Consider the following 15,856-nt stretch of genomic DNA (forward strand, 5'->3'; position numbering starts at 1 on the left):
GCCGTGTGGGACCGCCAGTGGCAGGAAGGCCTCGCCGTGGCCCTGGCCCTGCATCTCCTCGCGGCGGCGGCGGTCCAGACCGCGGCCCGCTGGCTGGCCCGGCCGCGGCCCCTGCCGCCGGTCTACCGGGTGCGCCTCGTCCCGGTGGAAGCGATCCGCCCCGCCGCCCCGCCGCCCCGGCCGGCACCGGCCCCCCGGGTGCCCGAGGCCGAGAAGGCGGTCTCGCTCCGGCCCCGGCCGGCGCCCCGGGAGGACAACGCCACGCGCCTTTCCCGGGAGGCCCTCGCCCGGCTCGAGGCCCGGCTCCGGGCGCTGGAGGAGGAGAAGAAACGGGAGGCGGCCGAGCGGCGGCTGGAGCGGCGGCTCGCCGAGCTGGCGGCGGCCGCCCGGAGCGGGCAGGGTGCGCCGGCCGCCGGAACGGACCGGGCCGGAAACGGGACGGCCGCCGGTGGCGGGCGGCTCGGGACGGCCCTCGAGGTGGTGCTCCAGCGCTACGCCGACGAGGAGGTCTACCCTCGGGTGCGGCGGAACTGGGCGGTTCCGGTGGAGCTTTCGAAGGAACGGGGGCTCGAGTGCGTGATGGTGATCCGGATCTCGGCCGAGGGCCGGGTGGTGAAGGCGTGGATGGAGAAATCCTCCGGGGCGCGGTTCTTCGACCGGGCCGCCCGGCTGGCGGTGACGGCGGCCGGGGAGCTGCCTCCGCTGCCCGCCCCGCTCCGGCCGGGGCCGGTGGAGATCGGAATCCGGTTCGGCCCGGAAGGCGTGGGGCGATAGGGTCATGGGCATGAAGCGTTTCGGGCGCCCCGGGGCGTCGCTGGCGGCCGTTTTGTTCTTCGCCGTCCTCTGGACGGGGTGGGGGGCGCCGGCCCGGGCTCGGGTCTACATCGACATCACCTCCCCCTACCTCAAGCAGATCCCCATCGCCGTCCCGTACCTCCTCCCCGAGTCGGGGTCGGCGGAGGAGGCGGCGGCCGGCCGGCGCCTGGCCCGCATCCTCTCCGACGACCTCGCCTTCCACGGCGTCTTCTCGGTGCTCGATCCCGCGGTCTACGGGGGACGGCCGGACGCGGACTGGAGCCGGTTCCGGGTGGACTACCTGGTCAAGGGAAGCGTGCGCGTGACCGGGGAGACCCTGGTGGCGGAGCTCCGGCTCTTCGATCAGGCCACCGGCGACTTCATGGACGGGCGCCGGTACACGGGGCGGACGGCGGATCTGCGGACCATGGCCCATCGCTTCTGCGACGTGGTGCTCCGGGCGGTGACCGGGGAGGGCGGGGTGAGCCTCTCCCGGATCGCAGCGGTGATCACCATGAACGGCGCCAAGGAGGTCTACACCGCCGACTTCGACGGCTACGGCCTCCGCCGGGAGACCTTCGACCGGGGCATCACCGTCTCGCCCCGCCTTTCGCCCGACGGGCGCTACCTCGCCTACACCTCCTACCGAACGGGGCGGCCGGCCCTCTACCTGAAGGACCTCCAGACCGGGAAGACCCGGCGCCTGGCCGCCTTCGACGGGCTCAACATCGCCCCGGCCTGGCACCCGGACGGGCGGCGGCTGGCCGTGACCCTCAGCAAGGACGGCTCCCCGGACATCTACCTCATGGACCTCGAGGGGCGGGTGCTCCGCCGGCTCACCTGGGGGCCGAGCATCAACGTCTCGCCCACCTGGGCCCCGGACGGGCGACGGCTCGCCTTCGTCTCGGACCGGGGCGGCTCCCCCCAGGTCTACGTCCTGGACACGGCCAGCGGCGAGATCCGCCGCCTTACCTACCAGGGCGACTACAACACCGATCCCCAGTGGTCGCCCCGGGGGGACCGGATCGCCTACGTCGGCCGGGTGGAGGGCACCTTCCAGGTCTTCACCATCCCGGCGGAGGGCGGCGACCCCGTCCAGCTCACCACGGCGGGCAGCAACGAGAACCCCGCCTGGTCGCCGGACGGCCGCCAGATCCTCTTCAGCTCCACCCGCTACGGCGGGAGAAAGGCCCTCTACGTGATGTTCGCGGACGGGGAGTTCCAGCGGCTGCTCCTCACGGCGGGCGACGGGGTCGCCATGCCGAGCTGGGGGCCGGAGGCGGCGCCCGGCGGCCCTTGATTTTGCGGGCCGGGATGGGATACTGGAACCCGGGCGCGCGGCCGTTCCGCGGGCGGAGGCGGCCGGCGGCGCTGGACGGGAGGACGATGCGATGAGACGCCATGTGACGATGGAGGGAAGAGGGGGGGGCTGCCGGGCGGCCGTGGCGGCGGCGGTGCTCCTGGCGGCGGCGGTGCTCTCCGGGTGCGCCACCACCGACCAGGTCCGGATGCTCGAGCGGCGCATCCAGGGGCTGGCGGTGGAGAACCAGGCCCAGGACAACCGCATCGCCGCCATGCAGGGGGTCCTGGACGCCGTGGCAAAGGACCTCCAGATGGAGAGCCGGAAGGAGATCGGCTCGGTCCGCAGCCGCCTGGCCGATCTCTCGAGCCGGGTGGACGCGCTCCAGACCGAGATCCTGAAGGTCGGCGGGCGGCTCGAAAAGGCCGAGTACCAGGCGGAGAAGGACCGGGCCGCCGACGCCGCGGCCCGCCAGGCCCTGGCCGACCAGGTGGCGGTTCTCTCGAAGCGGGTGGAAGACCTCGTCAAGGAGGTGAAGCTGCTCCAGGCCTCCGCCGAGGCGGCCCGGAAGGCGGAGGAGGCCCGGCGCCGGGCCGCCGAGGCCAAGGTGGACCTCTACCAGAAGGCCCGCGACCTCTACGTCAAGGGGAGATACGCCGAGGCCGAGGAGGTCTTCCGCGGCTACCTCACCCGCCATCCCCGGGGGAAGCGGGTGGCCAACGCCCACTTCTGGATCGGGGAGTGCGAGTACAACCTCGGCCGCTACGAAGAGGCGGTCTTGGCCTACCAGAAGGTGATCCGCGAGTTTCCCCAGAGCAACAAGGTCCCGGACGCGCTCCTCAAGCAGGGCTACGCCTTCCTGAAGCTCAAGGACGTGGAGAGCGCCCGGACGGTGCTCACCAAGCTCGTCGCGGCCTATCCCAAGAGTCCCCAGGCCGGCTACGCGCGGAAGAAGCTCGAAAGGATCCAGGGCGGCGCCCCGGCCCCGAAGCGGGGAGGGGGATGATGCGGGGGGGTGAAGCATGAGGGCCGGTACCGGCCGGAGGCCGGCGCTCGGCCTCGTCTTCCTGGCCGTGCTCCTGCTCCTGCTTCCGGCCGGGCGCGCCCAGGCCCAGCCGGCGGCGGCGGATCCGCCGCCGGACGCCCGCCCGGGGCTGGACGCGGCCCTGCCCCCCATCCGGATCGGCGCCCTGTGGGACCTTTCCGGGGAGCGGCAGCGGGAGGGGACGGCGGCCCTCATCGCCGCCCGGCAGGCCGTGGAGGCCCTCAACCAGCGGGGCGGGATCGGCGGGCACCGGCTGGAGCTCGTCATCGCCGACACCTGGGGGGAGGCGGAGCGGCTGCTTCGCAAGGCCAAGACCCTGGTGGACCGGGAAGGGGCGGTGGTGCTCCTCGGCCCCAGCACGCCGGAGCTGGTCCCCGCCCTCCGGGGTTACGCCGACACCCGGAAGGTGCCGGTGGTGCTCACGGCGGGGGAGGAGCTCCTGGCGCCGCACCGGCGCGGGCGGGCCGTCACCTGGAGCTTCGGCGTCTACCCGCCGCGATCCGCGGTCATGCGGGTCCTCTATCAGGGCCTGGCGCGGCGTTTCATCCGCCGGATCGGGATCCTCGCCTCCGACGATCCGGCCGGGTCCGAGGCCTTCCTCTGGCTCAAGGCCTACGCCCCGGAGTTTCGCCTGGAGGTGGCCGAGGCCGCCCACTTCGGGGCGAAGGACACCGACATGCGTTCCCAGCTCCAGGCCATGAAGGCCGAAGGGGCCGAGATGGTGGTGGTCTGGGGGCCCCGGAGCCAGGGGCTCACCCTGCTCCGGTCCGCCTACGGGCTCGGGCTGAGGCTGGCGGTGCCGCCCACCTTGCTCTCCGGGGACCTTCTCGAGGTGCTGCCGCCCGGGCAGGAGCTGTGGGCGGTGCTCCCGCCGCTGCTCGAGGGGACGGACCTCGCTCCGTCCCACGTCTGCGCCTACGCCGTGGGGAGCTACTTCCGCCAGATCCTCATCTGGGCCGACGACGCCGCCCCCGAGGCCCTCTTCGCCGGCGGCGCGGCCTGGGACGCGGTGCACCTCGTGGCCGTGGCCCTCCAACAGGCCATGTATCCCCCCCCGCCGGAGGACAACGCCACGGCGCCGGCGCCGGGCCCCGTGCCGCCCCCGCGCACGCCGGCGGGCATCCGCGACGCCCTGGAGCACATGAGCGCCCCCTACATCGGCGTCCTGGGGATCTTCCATCCCTCCGAGCGGGACCACATCGGCCTCGATCCCGGTTCCCTGCTGGTGGTGCGGCGGACCCCGCAGAAGCACTGGGAACCGGTGGAGAAGTGATCCCCCCGCGGGGGGATCGCCGAAGGATGATGGCGTTGCGGGAATCACCAATTACGGCGTTGCCTCCCATCGCATCGTCACTGCGGCGTACTTCAAGTACGCCTCGTTCCTCGCGAGGGTCGCGCCTTGCCCTTGGCGATTCTCGTTCGGCCATCTCCTCAGAGGCCTTTTTGCGAGGCCAGCCGGGCCCGTTGTCGAGCGCCCCGAAGGGCGGCGGGGTGAGTCCGCCACGGAAGGCCATGTCCGCCCATGATCTCAAGCTCCAGGCGATTCGGCCCGATGCCCGCTGAAGGCCGCCACGGATCCAGGATGACGCCCTCCCGGCCCGCCATGCGCCGGCGTCTCTTCCGCCCTCCGCCGAGGGGCGGCCGCCGGGCCCTCTTCGGCGAGCACCTCTTCATGGTGCTGGTGGCCATCGTCTGCGGCCTGGCCGGCGGCTTCGGGGCCGTGGCCTTCCGGGAACTCATCAAGCTCTTCCAGACCCTTTTCTGGGGCGGGGGCCGGGACCTCCTCCACCTGGCCCTCTCCCACCCGTGGACCTGGCGGGTGGCGGCCCCGGCCCTCGGCGGCCTCGTGGTGGGGCCGCTGGTCTACTACTTCGCCAAGGAGGCCAAGGGGCACGGGGTGCCGGAGGTCATGGAGGCGGTGATGCTCCGGGGAGGCGCCATCCGGCCCCGGGTGGTCCTGGTGAAGTCCCTCGCCTCGGCCGTCTGCATCTCCTCCGGCGGCTCGGTGGGGCGCGAGGGGCCCATCGTCCAGATCGGCTCCGCCCTGGGCTCGGCCGTCGGCCAGGTGCTCAAGGTGACGCCGCGGCAGCTCCGGACCCTGGTGGCCTGCGGTGCGGCCGCCGGGATCGCCGCCACCTTCAACGCCCCCATCGCCGGGGCGCTCTTCGCCGTGGAGATCATCCTCGGCGACTTCCGGGTGCCCCAGTTCAGTCCCATCGTGATCTCGTCGGTGGTGGCCACGGTGGTCTCGCGCCACTTCCTCGGCAACTTCCCGGCCTTCGAGGTGCCCCCCTACCACCTCGTCAGCCCCCTGGAGCTCCCCATCTACATGGTGGTCGGGGCGGCGTCCGGCCTCGTGGCCCTGGCCTTCATCAAGACGCTGACCGCCTGCGAGGACCTCTTCGAGTGGCTGCCCTTCCCCGAGCCCCTGAAGGCGGTCCTCGGCGGGCTCCTCGTGGGGGCCGTCGGGATCCGGCTCCCCCACGTCTTCGGCGTGGGCTACGAGACCATCAACCAGGCCCTGGTGGGGGCCCTGCCGGCGGGGATGCTGGCGCTGCTCCTGCTCGCGAAGCTGGCGGCCACCTCGCTCACCATCGGCTCGGGGGGGTCGGGGGGCGTCTTCGCCCCGTCGCTCTTCCTCGGCGCGGTGACGGGCGGGGTGCTCGGGACCTTCGTGCACCACGCCTTCCCCGCCGTGACGGCCGCCTCCGGCGCCTACGCCCTGGTGACCATGGGGGCCGTGGTGGCCGCCGCCACCCACGCCCCCATCACGGCCATCATCATGATCTTCGAGCTGACGGACGAATACACCATCATCCCGCCGCTCATGGCGGCCTGCGTGGTGAGCACCCTCCTGGCCACCCTGCTCGAGAAGGACTCCATCTACACGGTGAAGCTCCGGCGGCGCGGGGTGGACCTGGCCCGCGAGGAGGACCCCAACGTCCTCAAGTCCGTCCGGGTCCGGGACGTCATGGATCCCCTCCCGGCCATCATCCCCGGCACGACCCCCTTCCGGGAGGTCCTGGACGTCATCCTGCGCCGCGGACGCGGGGCCTTCTTCGTGGTGAACATGGAGGAGGAACTCCTGGGGACCCTCTCCCTCGAGGACGTCCGGTTCTTCGCCTTCCAGCGGGAGGACCTCCAGGGGGTGGTGGTGGCCGCGGACATGGTGCACCCGGACGTGCCCCGGGTGACCACCGAGGACACCCTGGACGTGGCGGTCCAGATCCTGGCCGAGGGGGGGCGCGACGAGATCGCCGTGGTGGACCCCGAGAACCCGCGGCGCATCGTGGGGTCCCTCCTCGAGAAGGACGTGCTTCGGGCCTACAGCCGGGAGATCTACCGCCGGGACCTCGCCGGCGCGGTGGCCAGTGCCACCGCCGCCCTCGACCGCGTCCGGCACGTGGACATCGGGGACGGGTACCTCCTGGCGGAGCTTCCGGCCCCGAGGAGCTTCGTGGGCCGGACCCTGCGGGAGCTGGACATCCGGGTGCGCTACGGGCTCCAGATCCTCTTCGTCCGTACCCGCGACGGGGACGCGGCCCCCCGGGTGCTGGTGCCCCTCGGGGAGTACCGGGTTCGGGACCGGGACGTCCTCGTGGCGGCCGGGCCCCGCCAGGCCGTCGAGGAGCTGATGGACCTCCAGTGAGGCCGCCGGGGCCGGGGCGGCTTGTGCCGGGCGGCCGCCTTGGCTAACCTGGAGCCGGGCGCCGGGCCGCCGACCCGTTGGAGGTGGATTCCATGCAGAAGATCCTGTCGCTGGCCTTTGTCTTGTTGTTCCTCTTCTCCGCCGCGGCCTGGGCCGCGGTCAACGTGAACACGGCGGACGTCGCCGCCCTCGAGCAGCTGCCCTACATCGGGCCCGCCAAGGCCCGGGCCATCGTGGCCGAGCGCGAGCGCCACGGTCCCTTCACCTCGGTGGAGGACCTCCGCCGCGTCAAGGGCATCGGTCCCCGGATCATCGAGCGCCTCGAGGGAGAGGTGACGGTCTCGGGCGACTGATGCCGCCGGTCCCGATGCGGGGCAGTTCCCCGCGGGCCCCTGTAACCTGATTCTTCTCGGCCCGGCGCCTTTCCTGCACGACGTTCCGGGGGGCTTGACAACCGCCTGGATTGATGATAGTAACAATTATCATTTTTGAATTATGGATATTCGCCCTCCCCTCAAGATGACGCGGCAGCGGGCGGTGATCCTGGAGGAGCTCCGGGGCGTCACCACCCACCCGACCGCCGACGAGGTCTACGAGATGGTCCGGAAACGGATCCCGAGGATCAGCCTGGCCACGGTCTACCGGAACCTGGAGCTCATGGCCCGGGAGGGCCTCATCCAGCGGCTCGACGTGGCCGGCGGCCCGAAGCGTTACGACGGGGACCCGGGCCTTCACTACCACGTCCGGTGTGTCCGGTGCGGCCGGGTGGACGACGTCCACGGGATACCGCCGGTGGACCTCCCCCAGGCCCGGCTCGAACAGGTCACCGGGTACCGGCTGCTGGCCCACCGCCTCGAGTTCCGGGGGGTCTGCCCCGCCTGCCGGGGCGCGGAGGGGCCCGGCGCCGGATCGTGACCGGGGCGGCGGCGAGGGGAAGCGACGAAAACCAGGCCCCGGCCCGTCGGCCGGGTGCCGAGAACGCTTATCGGAGGAGTCACGCCATGGAAAAGAGTCTCAAGGGAACCCGGACCGAGGCCAACATCCTCACCGCCTTCGCCGGCGAGTCGCAGGCCAGGAACCGCTACACCTACTTCGCCAGCCAGGCGAAGAAGGAAGGCTACGTCCAGATCGCCCGCATCTTCGCGGAAACGGCCGACCAGGAGAAGGAGCACGCCAAGCGCCTCTTCAAGATGCTCGAGGGCGGGGAGGTCGAGGTGGCCGCCGCCTTCCCGGCGGGGACCATCGGCACCACCCGCGACAACCTCCTGGCCGCCGCGGCGGGTGAAAACTACGAGCAGACCCGGATGTACCCGGAATTCGCCGAGGTGGCCCGGGCCGAGGGCTTTGCGGAGATCGCCGCCGTCTTCGAGGCCATCGCCGTGGCGGAACGCCAGCACGAGCGGCGCTACCGGGCGCTGGCGGCCAACATCGAGAAGGACCGGGTCTTCCGGCGGGAGGGAAAGGCCACGTGGCGGTGCCTGAATTGCGGCTACCTCCACGAGGGGGAGGAGGCGCCCGAAAAGTGCCCGGCCTGCGCCCACCCGAGGGACTACTTCGAGCTCTTGGCCGAGAACTGGTGACCGGCGGCTTGACACCGGCACCGAGTCCACTACCGTCGAAGTTGGATGGAAGGATCTGAGGAGGAGATGGCCATGGACACCATCGTCACCCGCCCGGCCCCCGATTTCACGGCAAAGGCCGTGATGCCCGGGGGCACCATCGAGGACCTTTCGCTCTCGGCCTACCGGGGCCGTTACGTGGTCCTCTTCTTCTATCCCCTGGACTTCACCTTCGTCTGCCCGTCGGAGATCATCGCCTTCGACCGGCGCTTGGCGGAGTTCCAGGAGCGGAACTGCGACGTCATCGGCGTCTCCGTGGATTCCGAGTATACCCATTTCGCCTGGCGCAACACCCCCGTGGAGCAGGGCGGCATCGGTGCCATCCGCTACCCCCTGGTCTCGGACCTCAAGAAGGAGATCTCCCGGGCCTACGGCGTGCTGCACGACGAGGCGGTGGCGCTGCGGGGGCTGTTCCTCATCGACCGGGAGGGCGTGGTGCGTCATGCCTTGGTGAACGACCTTCCCATCGGCCGGAGCGTGGACGAGGCCCTCCGGGTCCTGGACGCCCTGCAGTTCCACGAGGCCCACGGCGACGTCTGTCCCGCCGACTGGCACAAGGGGGAAGAGGCCATGAAGCCCACGGCCGAGGGCGTGGCGGCGTACCTGGCACGCCACGCCAAGGGCGCCTGAGGCGAAACTTTGGGCGGGGTAGAGGAGGCGGTCATGAAGCGCGCAGTCGGAAACGGGATACGGGTGGTGCTGGCGGCCCTCGCCGCCGCCCTGGCCGTGGGAGGCGGCGAGGCGCCGGCGGCTGCGCCGGGGTCCCATCCCTACGCGGCCTTCGACCGGGCCGCGCGGTGCCGGGGGTGCCACCCCCGGATCTTCGAGGAGTGGGAACAGAGCCTCATGGCCCAGTCCTTCACCCACCCCTGGGACCAGGCGGAGTACTTCCGCCTCGCCCTGCCGCATTCGGGCACTGAGCCCAAGGTGGCCGGGGTCCGATCGGGCTGTATCGCCTGCCACGCGCCCCTGGCCTTCCTGGCCGGGGACATCCCCCCGAAGCCCGCCGGCGAGGGCACCCGGGCCAACGAGGGGGTGACCTGCGACGTCTGCCACACCGTCACCGGCAGTTCCGCGGCCGAGCCCTTCAACTTCAGTTATGAACTGGCCCCGGGCAAGGTGAAGCGCGGGGGGCGCGGCGACGGCCGCTCCCCGTACCACCGGGTGCAGCGCTCGGACTTCGTTCGGAGCCCTGAGCTCTGCGCCACCTGCCACGATGAACAGAGCCCCTACGGCGCCTGGGTGAAGAGCACCTACCGCGAGTGGAAGGCCGGTCCCTACGCCCGGGAGGGGACGCGCTGCCAGGACTGCCACATGTACCGGGCCCCCGGGAAGGCCGCCCGGGGCGGCCGGGAGCGCGCCGACGTCGCCCATCACAACTTCCACGGCTCCCACGTCCCCTCGAAGCTCGCCGGGGCCGTGGACGTGGCCCTCTACGCGGAACGGCCCAAGGTGCGTCCCGGCGGGACGGCGGTGATCCGGGTGGCGCTCTTCAACGGCAAGGCCGGTCACTTCATCCCCACGGGCTCCACCGAGGAGCGGATGCTCTGGCTCGAGGTCACGGCGGTGGACGCCGCGGGCCGCACCTACCGGCTCCCCGTGGACCGGAAGGGTTTCGCCGGCGAGGCCTACACCGTGGCGGACCCGGCGGCCCGGGCCTACGTGGCCATGGGCGAGATCCTGGGCATCCGCGGCTTCGACGGGGTGGAGCGGGACGCCCCGGCCCCGGCGGGTTCCCGGATCTTCCGGCGGCCCTTCTTCGACCCCAAGGGCCGGATGACCATCTGCCAGTGGTACACGGCGGACAATACCCGCGTGGATTACCGGATCGGGCCCCGGGAGACGAAGATCGAGACCTACACCTGGCGGGTCCCGGAGACGGCGGCGCCGGGTGAACTCCGGGTCCGGGCCGAGCTCAAGTACGCCCAGGTCCCGGCCGCCGTGGCACGGCTCCTGGAATTGCCCGCCGACGAGGCGGCGCCGATCCGGGTGAACACCGCCGAGCTGCGTCTCACCGTGGAAGGCCCGGGCCGATGAGGAACGACGACGCTGGAGGAGGCGAAGAGATGAGACCGAGATTCCACACTGCAAGGGGATGGACGGCCCTGGCGGCCGCCGCCTTGGTGGCGGTCATCCCGGCGGCGGGGGCCGCCGCCGCGGCGCCGGAGGTGAGCGAGGCCACCGAGGAGTGCCTCTCCTGCCACGCCGTGGCCACCCCGGGGATCGTGGCCGACTGGAAGGCCAGCCGGCACGCCGCGACGACCCCCATGGCCGCCCTGGAGCGGCCGGCGCTCGAGCGCCGGGTCTCCGCGGACCAGGTGCCCCCGGGGCTCCGGATGACCGTGGTGGGGTGCGCCGAGTGCCACACCGCCAACCCCGACGCCCACGCCGACACCTTCGACCACAACGGCTACCGCGTCCACGTGGTGGTGACACCGGCCGACTGCGCCGCCTGCCACCCGGAGGAACGGGCGCAGTACGACCAGAACATCATGTCCCACGCCTACGGCAACCTCCACGCCAATCCCGTCTACCACAACCTGGTGGAGACCACGGACGGGGTCCAGGTGGTGACGGAGGAAGGGACCCGGCTGGAGTCGCCCGACGACCTCACCCTCGCCGATTCCTGCTTCTCGTGCCACGGGACGGAGGTCAAGGTGGCCGGGACGCGGACCGTGGAGACCGACCTCGGCGAGATGGACTTCCCCATCCTCACCGGCTGGCCCAACCAGGGGGTGGGCCGGGTGAACCCGGACGGGACCCTGGGGGCCTGCACCTCCTGCCATCCCCGGCACGGGTTCTCCATCGAGGTGGCGCGCAAGCCCTACACCTGCGGCCAGTGCCACAAGGGCCCGGACGTCCCGGCCTACAAGGTCTACCAGGTGAGCAAGCACGGCAACCTCTTCGCCTCCGTCGGCAAGGAGTGGAACTTCTCCGCCGTCCCCTGGGTGGTGGGGCGGGATTTCACCGCGCCCACCTGCGCCACCTGCCACGCCAGCCTGGTGGTCACCGACGAGGGCGAGGTGGTGGCCCGCCGGAGCCACCGGATGAACGACCGGATCGGCTGGCGGATCTTCGGGCTCGTCTACGCCCACGCGCACCCGAAGTCGCCGGACACCACCGTCATCCGGAACCGGGCCGGGCTGCCGCTGCCCACGGAGCTCACCGGCGAGCCCGCCGCCGCCTTCCTCATCGACAAGGACGAGCAGGCCCGCCGGCGGGCCGCCATGCAGGCCGTCTGCCGCGCCTGCCACAGCCGGGGCTGGGTGGAGGGCCACTACGCCCGCTTCGACCGGGCCATCGAGACCACCAACGCCATGACCCTGGCGGCCACCCGGATCCTCCTCCGGGCCTGGGACGAGGGCGCGGCCAAGGGGCTCGAGCAGAAGGACAGCATCTTCAACGAGGCCATCGAGAAGATGTGGGTGGAGCAATGGTTGTTCTACGGCAATTCCGTCCGCTTCGCCGCCGCCATGGGCGGGGCGGACTACGGGGTCTTCGCCAATGGCCGGTGGGTCCAGGCGAAGAACCTCCAGGCGATGAAGGACTGGCTGGATTTCAAGCTCAAGAAGCACAAGGGCGGCTGGCTCTGGTGAGACCGGTCGAACCCCGGACGACAGCGTAACGGCGCCGCCGCCGCGAAAGGAAAAGGAGGAGTCCCGATGACGAAGAAGCTCGAGATCTACAAGTGCGAAGTCTGCGGCAACATCGTGGAGATGGTCCATGAGGGGGCCGGCGAACTGGTCTGCTGCAACCAGCCCATGAAGCGCTTCGAGGCCAACACCGTGGACGCCGCGCAGGAGAAGCACGTCCCGGTGGTGGAGAAGCGGGAGGGTGGTTTCCTGGTGAAGGTGGGCAGTGTCCCGCATCCCATGGAGGAGAAACACTACATCGAGTGGATCCAGGTGGTCACCGACGACGGCCGGACCTGCCGGAAGTTCCTCCGACCCGGCGACGCCCCGGAGGCCTTCTTCCGCATCGACGCCGCCTCCGTGACCGCCCGCGAGTACTGCAACCTCCACGGGCTGTGGAAGGCATAGGGAGGTGGCCGGGATGCTGAGCGAGAAGATGGAGGCGGCCTTGAACCGCCAGGTGAACGCGGAACTCTACTCCGCCTACCTCTACCTCTCCATGGTGGCCTACTTCGAGTCGGTGGATCTGCCCGGTTGCGCGGCCTGGATGCGGGCCCAGACCCAGGAGGAAGTGGCCCACGCCATGAAGATCTACGACTTCATCAACGAGCGGGGCGGGCGGGTCCGCCTTTCGGCCATCGACGCGCCGCCCACGGAGTGGGACTCGCCGCTGGCGGCCTTCGAGGACGCCTACGCCCACGAGCAGAAGGTCACGGGGCTCATCAACGACCTCATGAACCTCGCCGTGGCGGAGCGGGACCACGCCACCCAGATCTTCCTCCAGTGGTTCGTCTCCGAGCAGGTGGAGGAGGAGGCCTCGGCCAGCGCCGTGGTCAAGAAGCTCCGGCTCGCCGGCGATGCCGCCGGCGGGCTGCTCATGATCGACAACGAGCTCGGGCAGCGGGTCTTCACCCCGCCCGGGCAGGCGGCCGGGGCCTGAGCCCCGGCGTGACGAAAGGACGACGGAGGCAGCACCATGGCGGCACCCGAAGAGATGTGGCAGTGCCAGACTCTCAACTGTGGCTATATCTACGACCCGGACCGGGGCGACCGGAAGGGGAAGATCCCCAAGGGGACCCGTTTCGAGGACCTCCCCGACGACTGGCGGTGCCCGGTCTGCGGCGCGAGCAAGGAGAACTTCCGGCCCCTGGCCGGGCCGGGCTCCGTGGCGGAGGCGGACAAGGCCGCCGCCCGGGCCTGAACCCCGGGGCACCCCCGGAAAGCGAAGAAAGCGACAAAGCGACAAGGAGCGATCCATGAAGAAGTGTACCTGCAGTGTGTGCGGCTACGTGTACGACCCCGCAGAAGGCGATCCCGCTGGCGGCGTCGCCCCCGGCACCGCCTTCGAAGACCTTCCCGATGGCTGGACCTGCCCGGTCTGCGGCGCGGCCAAGGACGCCTTCGAGTGCGAGTAAGAGGCCCGGGATGCCCCCCGCCCCCCCGGGGGGGGGCGGGGACGTACGGCCCGGCGCGACAGGAGAGAAAGGACGTGACCCATGCAGCCTGTTGAGATCAAGAAGGACATCTTCTGGGTCGGGGCCGTGGACTGGAACATCCGGGACTTCCACGGCTACTCCACCTGGAAGGGCAGCACCTACAACGCCTACCTCGTCATGGACGAGAAGATCACCCTCTTCGACACCGTCCGTGCGCCCTTCAAGAACGACCTCCTCCACCGGATCCACAACATCGTGGACCCGTCGAAGATTGATTACCTGGTGGTGAACCACGTGGAGATGGACCACTCGGGGTGCGTGGGCGAGGTGATCGACCGCATCCGGCCCGAGAAGGTCTTCTGCTCCGCCATGGGGAAGAAGGCCCTCATCGACCACTACCACCGGGAGGACTGGCCCCTGGAGGTGGTCCCCAACGGGGGCGAGATCTCCCTGGGCGCCCGGACCGTCCGCTTCCTCGAGACCCGGATGCTCCACTGGCCCGACAGCATGTTCTCGTACCTCGTGGAGGACCGGGTCCTCATCTCCAGCGACGCCTTCGGGCAGCACTGGGCCACGAGCCAGCGCTTCGACGACGAGGTGGACACCTCGGAGCTCATGGACCACGCGGCCAAGTACTACGCCAACATCCTCCTCCTCTACTCCCCGCTGGTCACCAAGCTGCTGGCCTCGGTGCAGGAGATGGGGATTCCCATCGACGTCATCGCCCCGGACCACGGCCTCATCTGGCGGCGCGAGCCGGGCCGGATCCTCGAGGCCTACGGCCGCTGGGCGCGGCAGGAGGGCGAGCCCCGGGCCGTGGTGATCTACGACACCATGTGGCACAGCACCGAGAAGATGGCCAAGGCCGTGGCCGACGGCATCCAGGACGAGGGCGTCCCGGTCCGGATCATGAACCTCCGGGCGTGTCACCGGAGCGACGTCATGACCGAGGTCCTCGGGGCCAAGGCCCTGGTCTTCGGCTCGTCCACCCTCAACAACGGGCTCTTGCCCCGGATGGCGGGCATGCTCGCCTACATGAAGGGGCTCCGGCCCGCGAACAAGCTCGGCGCCGCCTTCGGGTCCTACGGCTGGAGCGGGGAGGCGGTGAAGCTCATGACCCAGGCCATGGAGGAGATGAAGTTCCAGGTGGTGGACCCCGGGGTCCGGATCAAGTACGTCCCCACCCACGACTCCCTCCGCGACTGCGTGGAGCTCGGCCGGAAGGTGGGCCGCTCGGTGAAAGAGGCCTTTTGAGGGCCGGCGGCGCGACGCAAGAAAGAAAGGACGGAAGTGACATGCGGATCGACGTGGACCGGAACGTGGTGGAGATGCGGCCGGAGACCGAGGCGGAGACCGCCGCCCTGGAGGTGCTCTGGCGGGTGATCGTGGGTTGCGCCCAGGAGGGGAAGAAGCTCGTCCCCATCGGCGAATACGTCCCGGTCAAGGAACGGCTCGCCCGTTTCCTGATCGAGGGCGTCCCCGGGGGCAAGACCGCCTTCTCGGACCGGAAGGCCCGGGCGGGCACCTATGTCTGCACCGTCTGCAACAAGTACATGGACGTGGCGGAGGGCGCCTCGGTACCGCTCTGCTGCGGCCGCGAGATGGAGCACATGGAGTGAGGAGGGCCCCGGGGGCGGGCGGCGCGGCCCGGGGCGGGCTCCGGCGCCGCCTGGCGTCGCTCCTGGAGAAGGAGCCCGATCGGGCGCTCGCCGAGATCCGGCGCCTGCCGCCCCGGCGGGCCGTCAGCCCCCTGGTGGGCCTCTTCTGCCACGGGGACGAGCGCGTGCGGTGGGGGGCCGTCCGGGCCCTGGGCGAGGTCACGGCGCGCCTGGCCGCCGAGGACCCGGAGGCGGCCCGGGTGGTGGTCCGGCGCCTCATGTGGAGCCTCAACGACGAGTCCGGGGGCATCGGCTGGGGCGCCCCCGAGGCCATGGGCGAGATCCTGGCGCGGCACGAGGGCCTGGCGGAGGAATACGCCCCCATCCTGGTCTCCTACATCCGGGAGGACGGGAACTTCCTCGAGTACCCGCCGCTCCAGCGGGGGGCCCTCTGGGGGGTGGGGCGCCTGGCCGAGGCCCGGCCGGACCTCGCGCGGGCCCTCGATGCGGGCCGCCACGCGGCCCCGTTCCTGCGGGCCGCGGATCCGGCCCTGCGGGGCCTGGCCGCCTGGGTGCTGGCCGGGACGGGTCCGGGAGAGGCCCGGGCGGCGCTGGAGGCCCTGCGGGAAGACGGGGCGGTCTTTCGACTCTTCCGCGGGGGCCGGTTCGAGGAGGTCACCGTGGGCCGCTTGGCCGAGGCGGCCCTGGATGGGAACTGACTGGCTGAAAGGGACGCCCCGAAGGGACGGGGGATCGGCCGGGAGGGGCCCGGCCGGGAACCA

Annotated in this window: 18 protein-coding genes; all 18 read left to right on the forward strand. The window is 71.3% G+C overall.

Annotation, left to right across the window (positions count from 1 at the left end):
• Positions 1-3: 3 nt before the first annotated feature.
• The gene (locus HCU62_RS12800) at positions 4-774 is read left to right on the forward strand and encodes a TonB family protein (protein WP_169755413.1); all 771 of its coding nucleotides are present in this window, start codon (positions 4-6) and stop codon (positions 772-774) included.
• A gap of 10 nt (positions 775-784) precedes the next feature.
• A complete protein-coding gene (gene tolB / locus HCU62_RS03065; RefSeq protein WP_169755414.1) occupies positions 785-2,095 on the forward strand; it encodes a Tol-Pal system beta propeller repeat protein TolB in 1,311 nt (436 codons plus the stop codon).
• A gap of 91 nt (positions 2,096-2,186) precedes the next feature.
• On the forward strand, positions 2,187-3,101 hold the full coding sequence (gene ybgF, locus HCU62_RS03070) for a tol-pal system protein YbgF (RefSeq protein WP_163298091.1): 915 nt from the start codon (positions 2,187-2,189) through the stop codon (positions 3,099-3,101).
• Between the two features lie 16 nt (positions 3,102-3,117).
• On the forward strand, positions 3,118-4,413 hold the full coding sequence (locus HCU62_RS03075) for an ABC transporter substrate-binding protein (RefSeq protein WP_163298092.1): 1,296 nt from the start codon (positions 3,118-3,120) through the stop codon (positions 4,411-4,413).
• A gap of 330 nt (positions 4,414-4,743) precedes the next feature.
• The gene (locus HCU62_RS03080; RefSeq protein WP_169755415.1) at positions 4,744-6,789 is read left to right on the forward strand and encodes a chloride channel protein; all 2,046 of its coding nucleotides are present in this window, start codon (positions 4,744-4,746) and stop codon (positions 6,787-6,789) included.
• A gap of 92 nt (positions 6,790-6,881) precedes the next feature.
• On the forward strand, positions 6,882-7,142 hold the full coding sequence (locus HCU62_RS03085) for a ComEA family DNA-binding protein (RefSeq protein ID WP_163298094.1): 261 nt from the start codon (positions 6,882-6,884) through the stop codon (positions 7,140-7,142).
• Between the two features lie 166 nt (positions 7,143-7,308).
• A complete protein-coding gene (locus HCU62_RS03090; RefSeq protein ID WP_246325180.1) occupies positions 7,309-7,704 on the forward strand; it encodes a Fur family transcriptional regulator in 396 nt (131 codons plus the stop codon).
• Between the two features lie 86 nt (positions 7,705-7,790).
• Positions 7,791-8,369, forward strand: a complete 579-nt coding sequence (rbr, locus tag HCU62_RS03095) for a rubrerythrin (RefSeq protein WP_163298096.1) — start codon at positions 7,791-7,793, stop codon at positions 8,367-8,369.
• A 66-nt stretch (positions 8,370-8,435) separates the two neighbouring features.
• Positions 8,436-9,038, forward strand: a complete 603-nt coding sequence (locus HCU62_RS03100; RefSeq protein WP_163298111.1) for a peroxiredoxin — start codon at positions 8,436-8,438, stop codon at positions 9,036-9,038.
• Between the two features lie 33 nt (positions 9,039-9,071).
• Entirely contained in the window at positions 9,072-10,445 is a 1,374-nt protein-coding gene (locus tag HCU62_RS03105) for a multiheme c-type cytochrome (protein WP_163298097.1), read from the forward strand.
• A gap of 29 nt (positions 10,446-10,474) precedes the next feature.
• Positions 10,475-12,004: a multiheme c-type cytochrome gene (locus HCU62_RS03110; protein WP_163298098.1), complete on the forward strand. Its 1,530-nt coding sequence runs from the start codon at positions 10,475-10,477 to the stop codon at positions 12,002-12,004.
• Between the two features lie 66 nt (positions 12,005-12,070).
• Entirely contained in the window at positions 12,071-12,448 is a 378-nt protein-coding gene (locus HCU62_RS03115; protein ID WP_163298099.1) for a desulfoferrodoxin, read from the forward strand.
• Positions 12,449-12,461: 13 nt separating this feature from the next.
• Positions 12,462-12,980: a ferritin gene (locus HCU62_RS03120; protein WP_163298100.1), complete on the forward strand. Its 519-nt coding sequence runs from the start codon at positions 12,462-12,464 to the stop codon at positions 12,978-12,980.
• A 36-nt stretch (positions 12,981-13,016) separates the two neighbouring features.
• A complete protein-coding gene (locus HCU62_RS03125) occupies positions 13,017-13,241 on the forward strand; it encodes a rubredoxin (protein ID WP_163298101.1) in 225 nt (74 codons plus the stop codon).
• 55 nt (positions 13,242-13,296) lie between these two features.
• Positions 13,297-13,455 (forward strand): rubredoxin, encoded by a 159-nt coding sequence (gene rd, locus HCU62_RS03130; RefSeq protein WP_163298102.1) that lies wholly within the window; start codon positions 13,297-13,299, stop codon positions 13,453-13,455.
• Between the two features lie 81 nt (positions 13,456-13,536).
• Positions 13,537-14,730, forward strand: coding sequence for an FprA family A-type flavoprotein (locus tag HCU62_RS03135; RefSeq protein ID WP_163298103.1), 1,194 nt, complete (start codon positions 13,537-13,539; stop codon positions 14,728-14,730).
• Between the two features lie 41 nt (positions 14,731-14,771).
• A complete protein-coding gene (locus HCU62_RS03140; protein WP_163298104.1) occupies positions 14,772-15,095 on the forward strand; it encodes a hypothetical protein in 324 nt (107 codons plus the stop codon).
• Positions 15,092-15,793 carry a DVU0298 family protein gene (locus HCU62_RS03145; RefSeq protein ID WP_163298105.1) on the forward strand — a complete coding sequence of 234 codons (702 nt, stop codon included), beginning with the start codon at positions 15,092-15,094 and terminating at the stop codon, positions 15,791-15,793. Before HCU62_RS03140 ends, HCU62_RS03145 begins: the two co-directional genes overlap by 4 nt.
• Positions 15,794-15,856 lie beyond the last annotated feature (63 nt).

The organism is Dissulfurirhabdus thermomarina (assembly GCF_012979235.1).
Taxonomy (GTDB): Bacteria; Desulfobacterota; Dissulfuribacteria; order Dissulfuribacterales; family Dissulfurirhabdaceae; genus Dissulfurirhabdus; species Dissulfurirhabdus thermomarina.

Excerpts from the sequence above, each read along its gene's own strand:
- tolB (WP_169755414.1), top strand. The coding sequence starts at position 785 with ATGAAGCGTTTCGGGCGCCCCGGGGCGTCGCTGGCGGCCGTTTTGTTC.
- ybgF (WP_163298091.1), top strand. The coding sequence starts at position 2,187 with ATGAGACGCCATGTGACGATGGAGGGAAGAGGGGGGGGCTGCCGGGCG.
- HCU62_RS03075 (WP_163298092.1), top strand. The coding sequence starts at position 3,118 with ATGAGGGCCGGTACCGGCCGGAGGCCGGCGCTCGGCCTCGTCTTCCTG.
- HCU62_RS03080 (WP_169755415.1), top strand. The coding sequence starts at position 4,744 with ATGCGCCGGCGTCTCTTCCGCCCTCCGCCGAGGGGCGGCCGCCGGGCC.
- HCU62_RS03085 (WP_163298094.1), top strand. The coding sequence starts at position 6,882 with ATGCAGAAGATCCTGTCGCTGGCCTTTGTCTTGTTGTTCCTCTTCTCC.
- HCU62_RS03090 (WP_246325180.1), top strand. The coding sequence starts at position 7,309 with ATGACGCGGCAGCGGGCGGTGATCCTGGAGGAGCTCCGGGGCGTCACC.
- rbr (WP_163298096.1), top strand. The coding sequence starts at position 7,791 with ATGGAAAAGAGTCTCAAGGGAACCCGGACCGAGGCCAACATCCTCACC.
- HCU62_RS03100 (WP_163298111.1), top strand. The coding sequence starts at position 8,436 with ATGGCCATGGACACCATCGTCACCCGCCCGGCCCCCGATTTCACGGCA.
- HCU62_RS03105 (WP_163298097.1), top strand. The coding sequence starts at position 9,072 with ATGAAGCGCGCAGTCGGAAACGGGATACGGGTGGTGCTGGCGGCCCTC.
- HCU62_RS03110 (WP_163298098.1), top strand. The coding sequence starts at position 10,475 with ATGAGACCGAGATTCCACACTGCAAGGGGATGGACGGCCCTGGCGGCC.
- HCU62_RS03115 (WP_163298099.1), top strand. The coding sequence starts at position 12,071 with ATGACGAAGAAGCTCGAGATCTACAAGTGCGAAGTCTGCGGCAACATC.
- HCU62_RS03120 (WP_163298100.1), top strand. The coding sequence starts at position 12,462 with ATGCTGAGCGAGAAGATGGAGGCGGCCTTGAACCGCCAGGTGAACGCG.
- HCU62_RS03125 (WP_163298101.1), top strand. The coding sequence starts at position 13,017 with ATGGCGGCACCCGAAGAGATGTGGCAGTGCCAGACTCTCAACTGTGGC.
- rd (WP_163298102.1), top strand. The coding sequence starts at position 13,297 with ATGAAGAAGTGTACCTGCAGTGTGTGCGGCTACGTGTACGACCCCGCA.
- HCU62_RS03135 (WP_163298103.1), top strand. The coding sequence starts at position 13,537 with ATGCAGCCTGTTGAGATCAAGAAGGACATCTTCTGGGTCGGGGCCGTG.
- HCU62_RS03140 (WP_163298104.1), top strand. The coding sequence starts at position 14,772 with ATGCGGATCGACGTGGACCGGAACGTGGTGGAGATGCGGCCGGAGACC.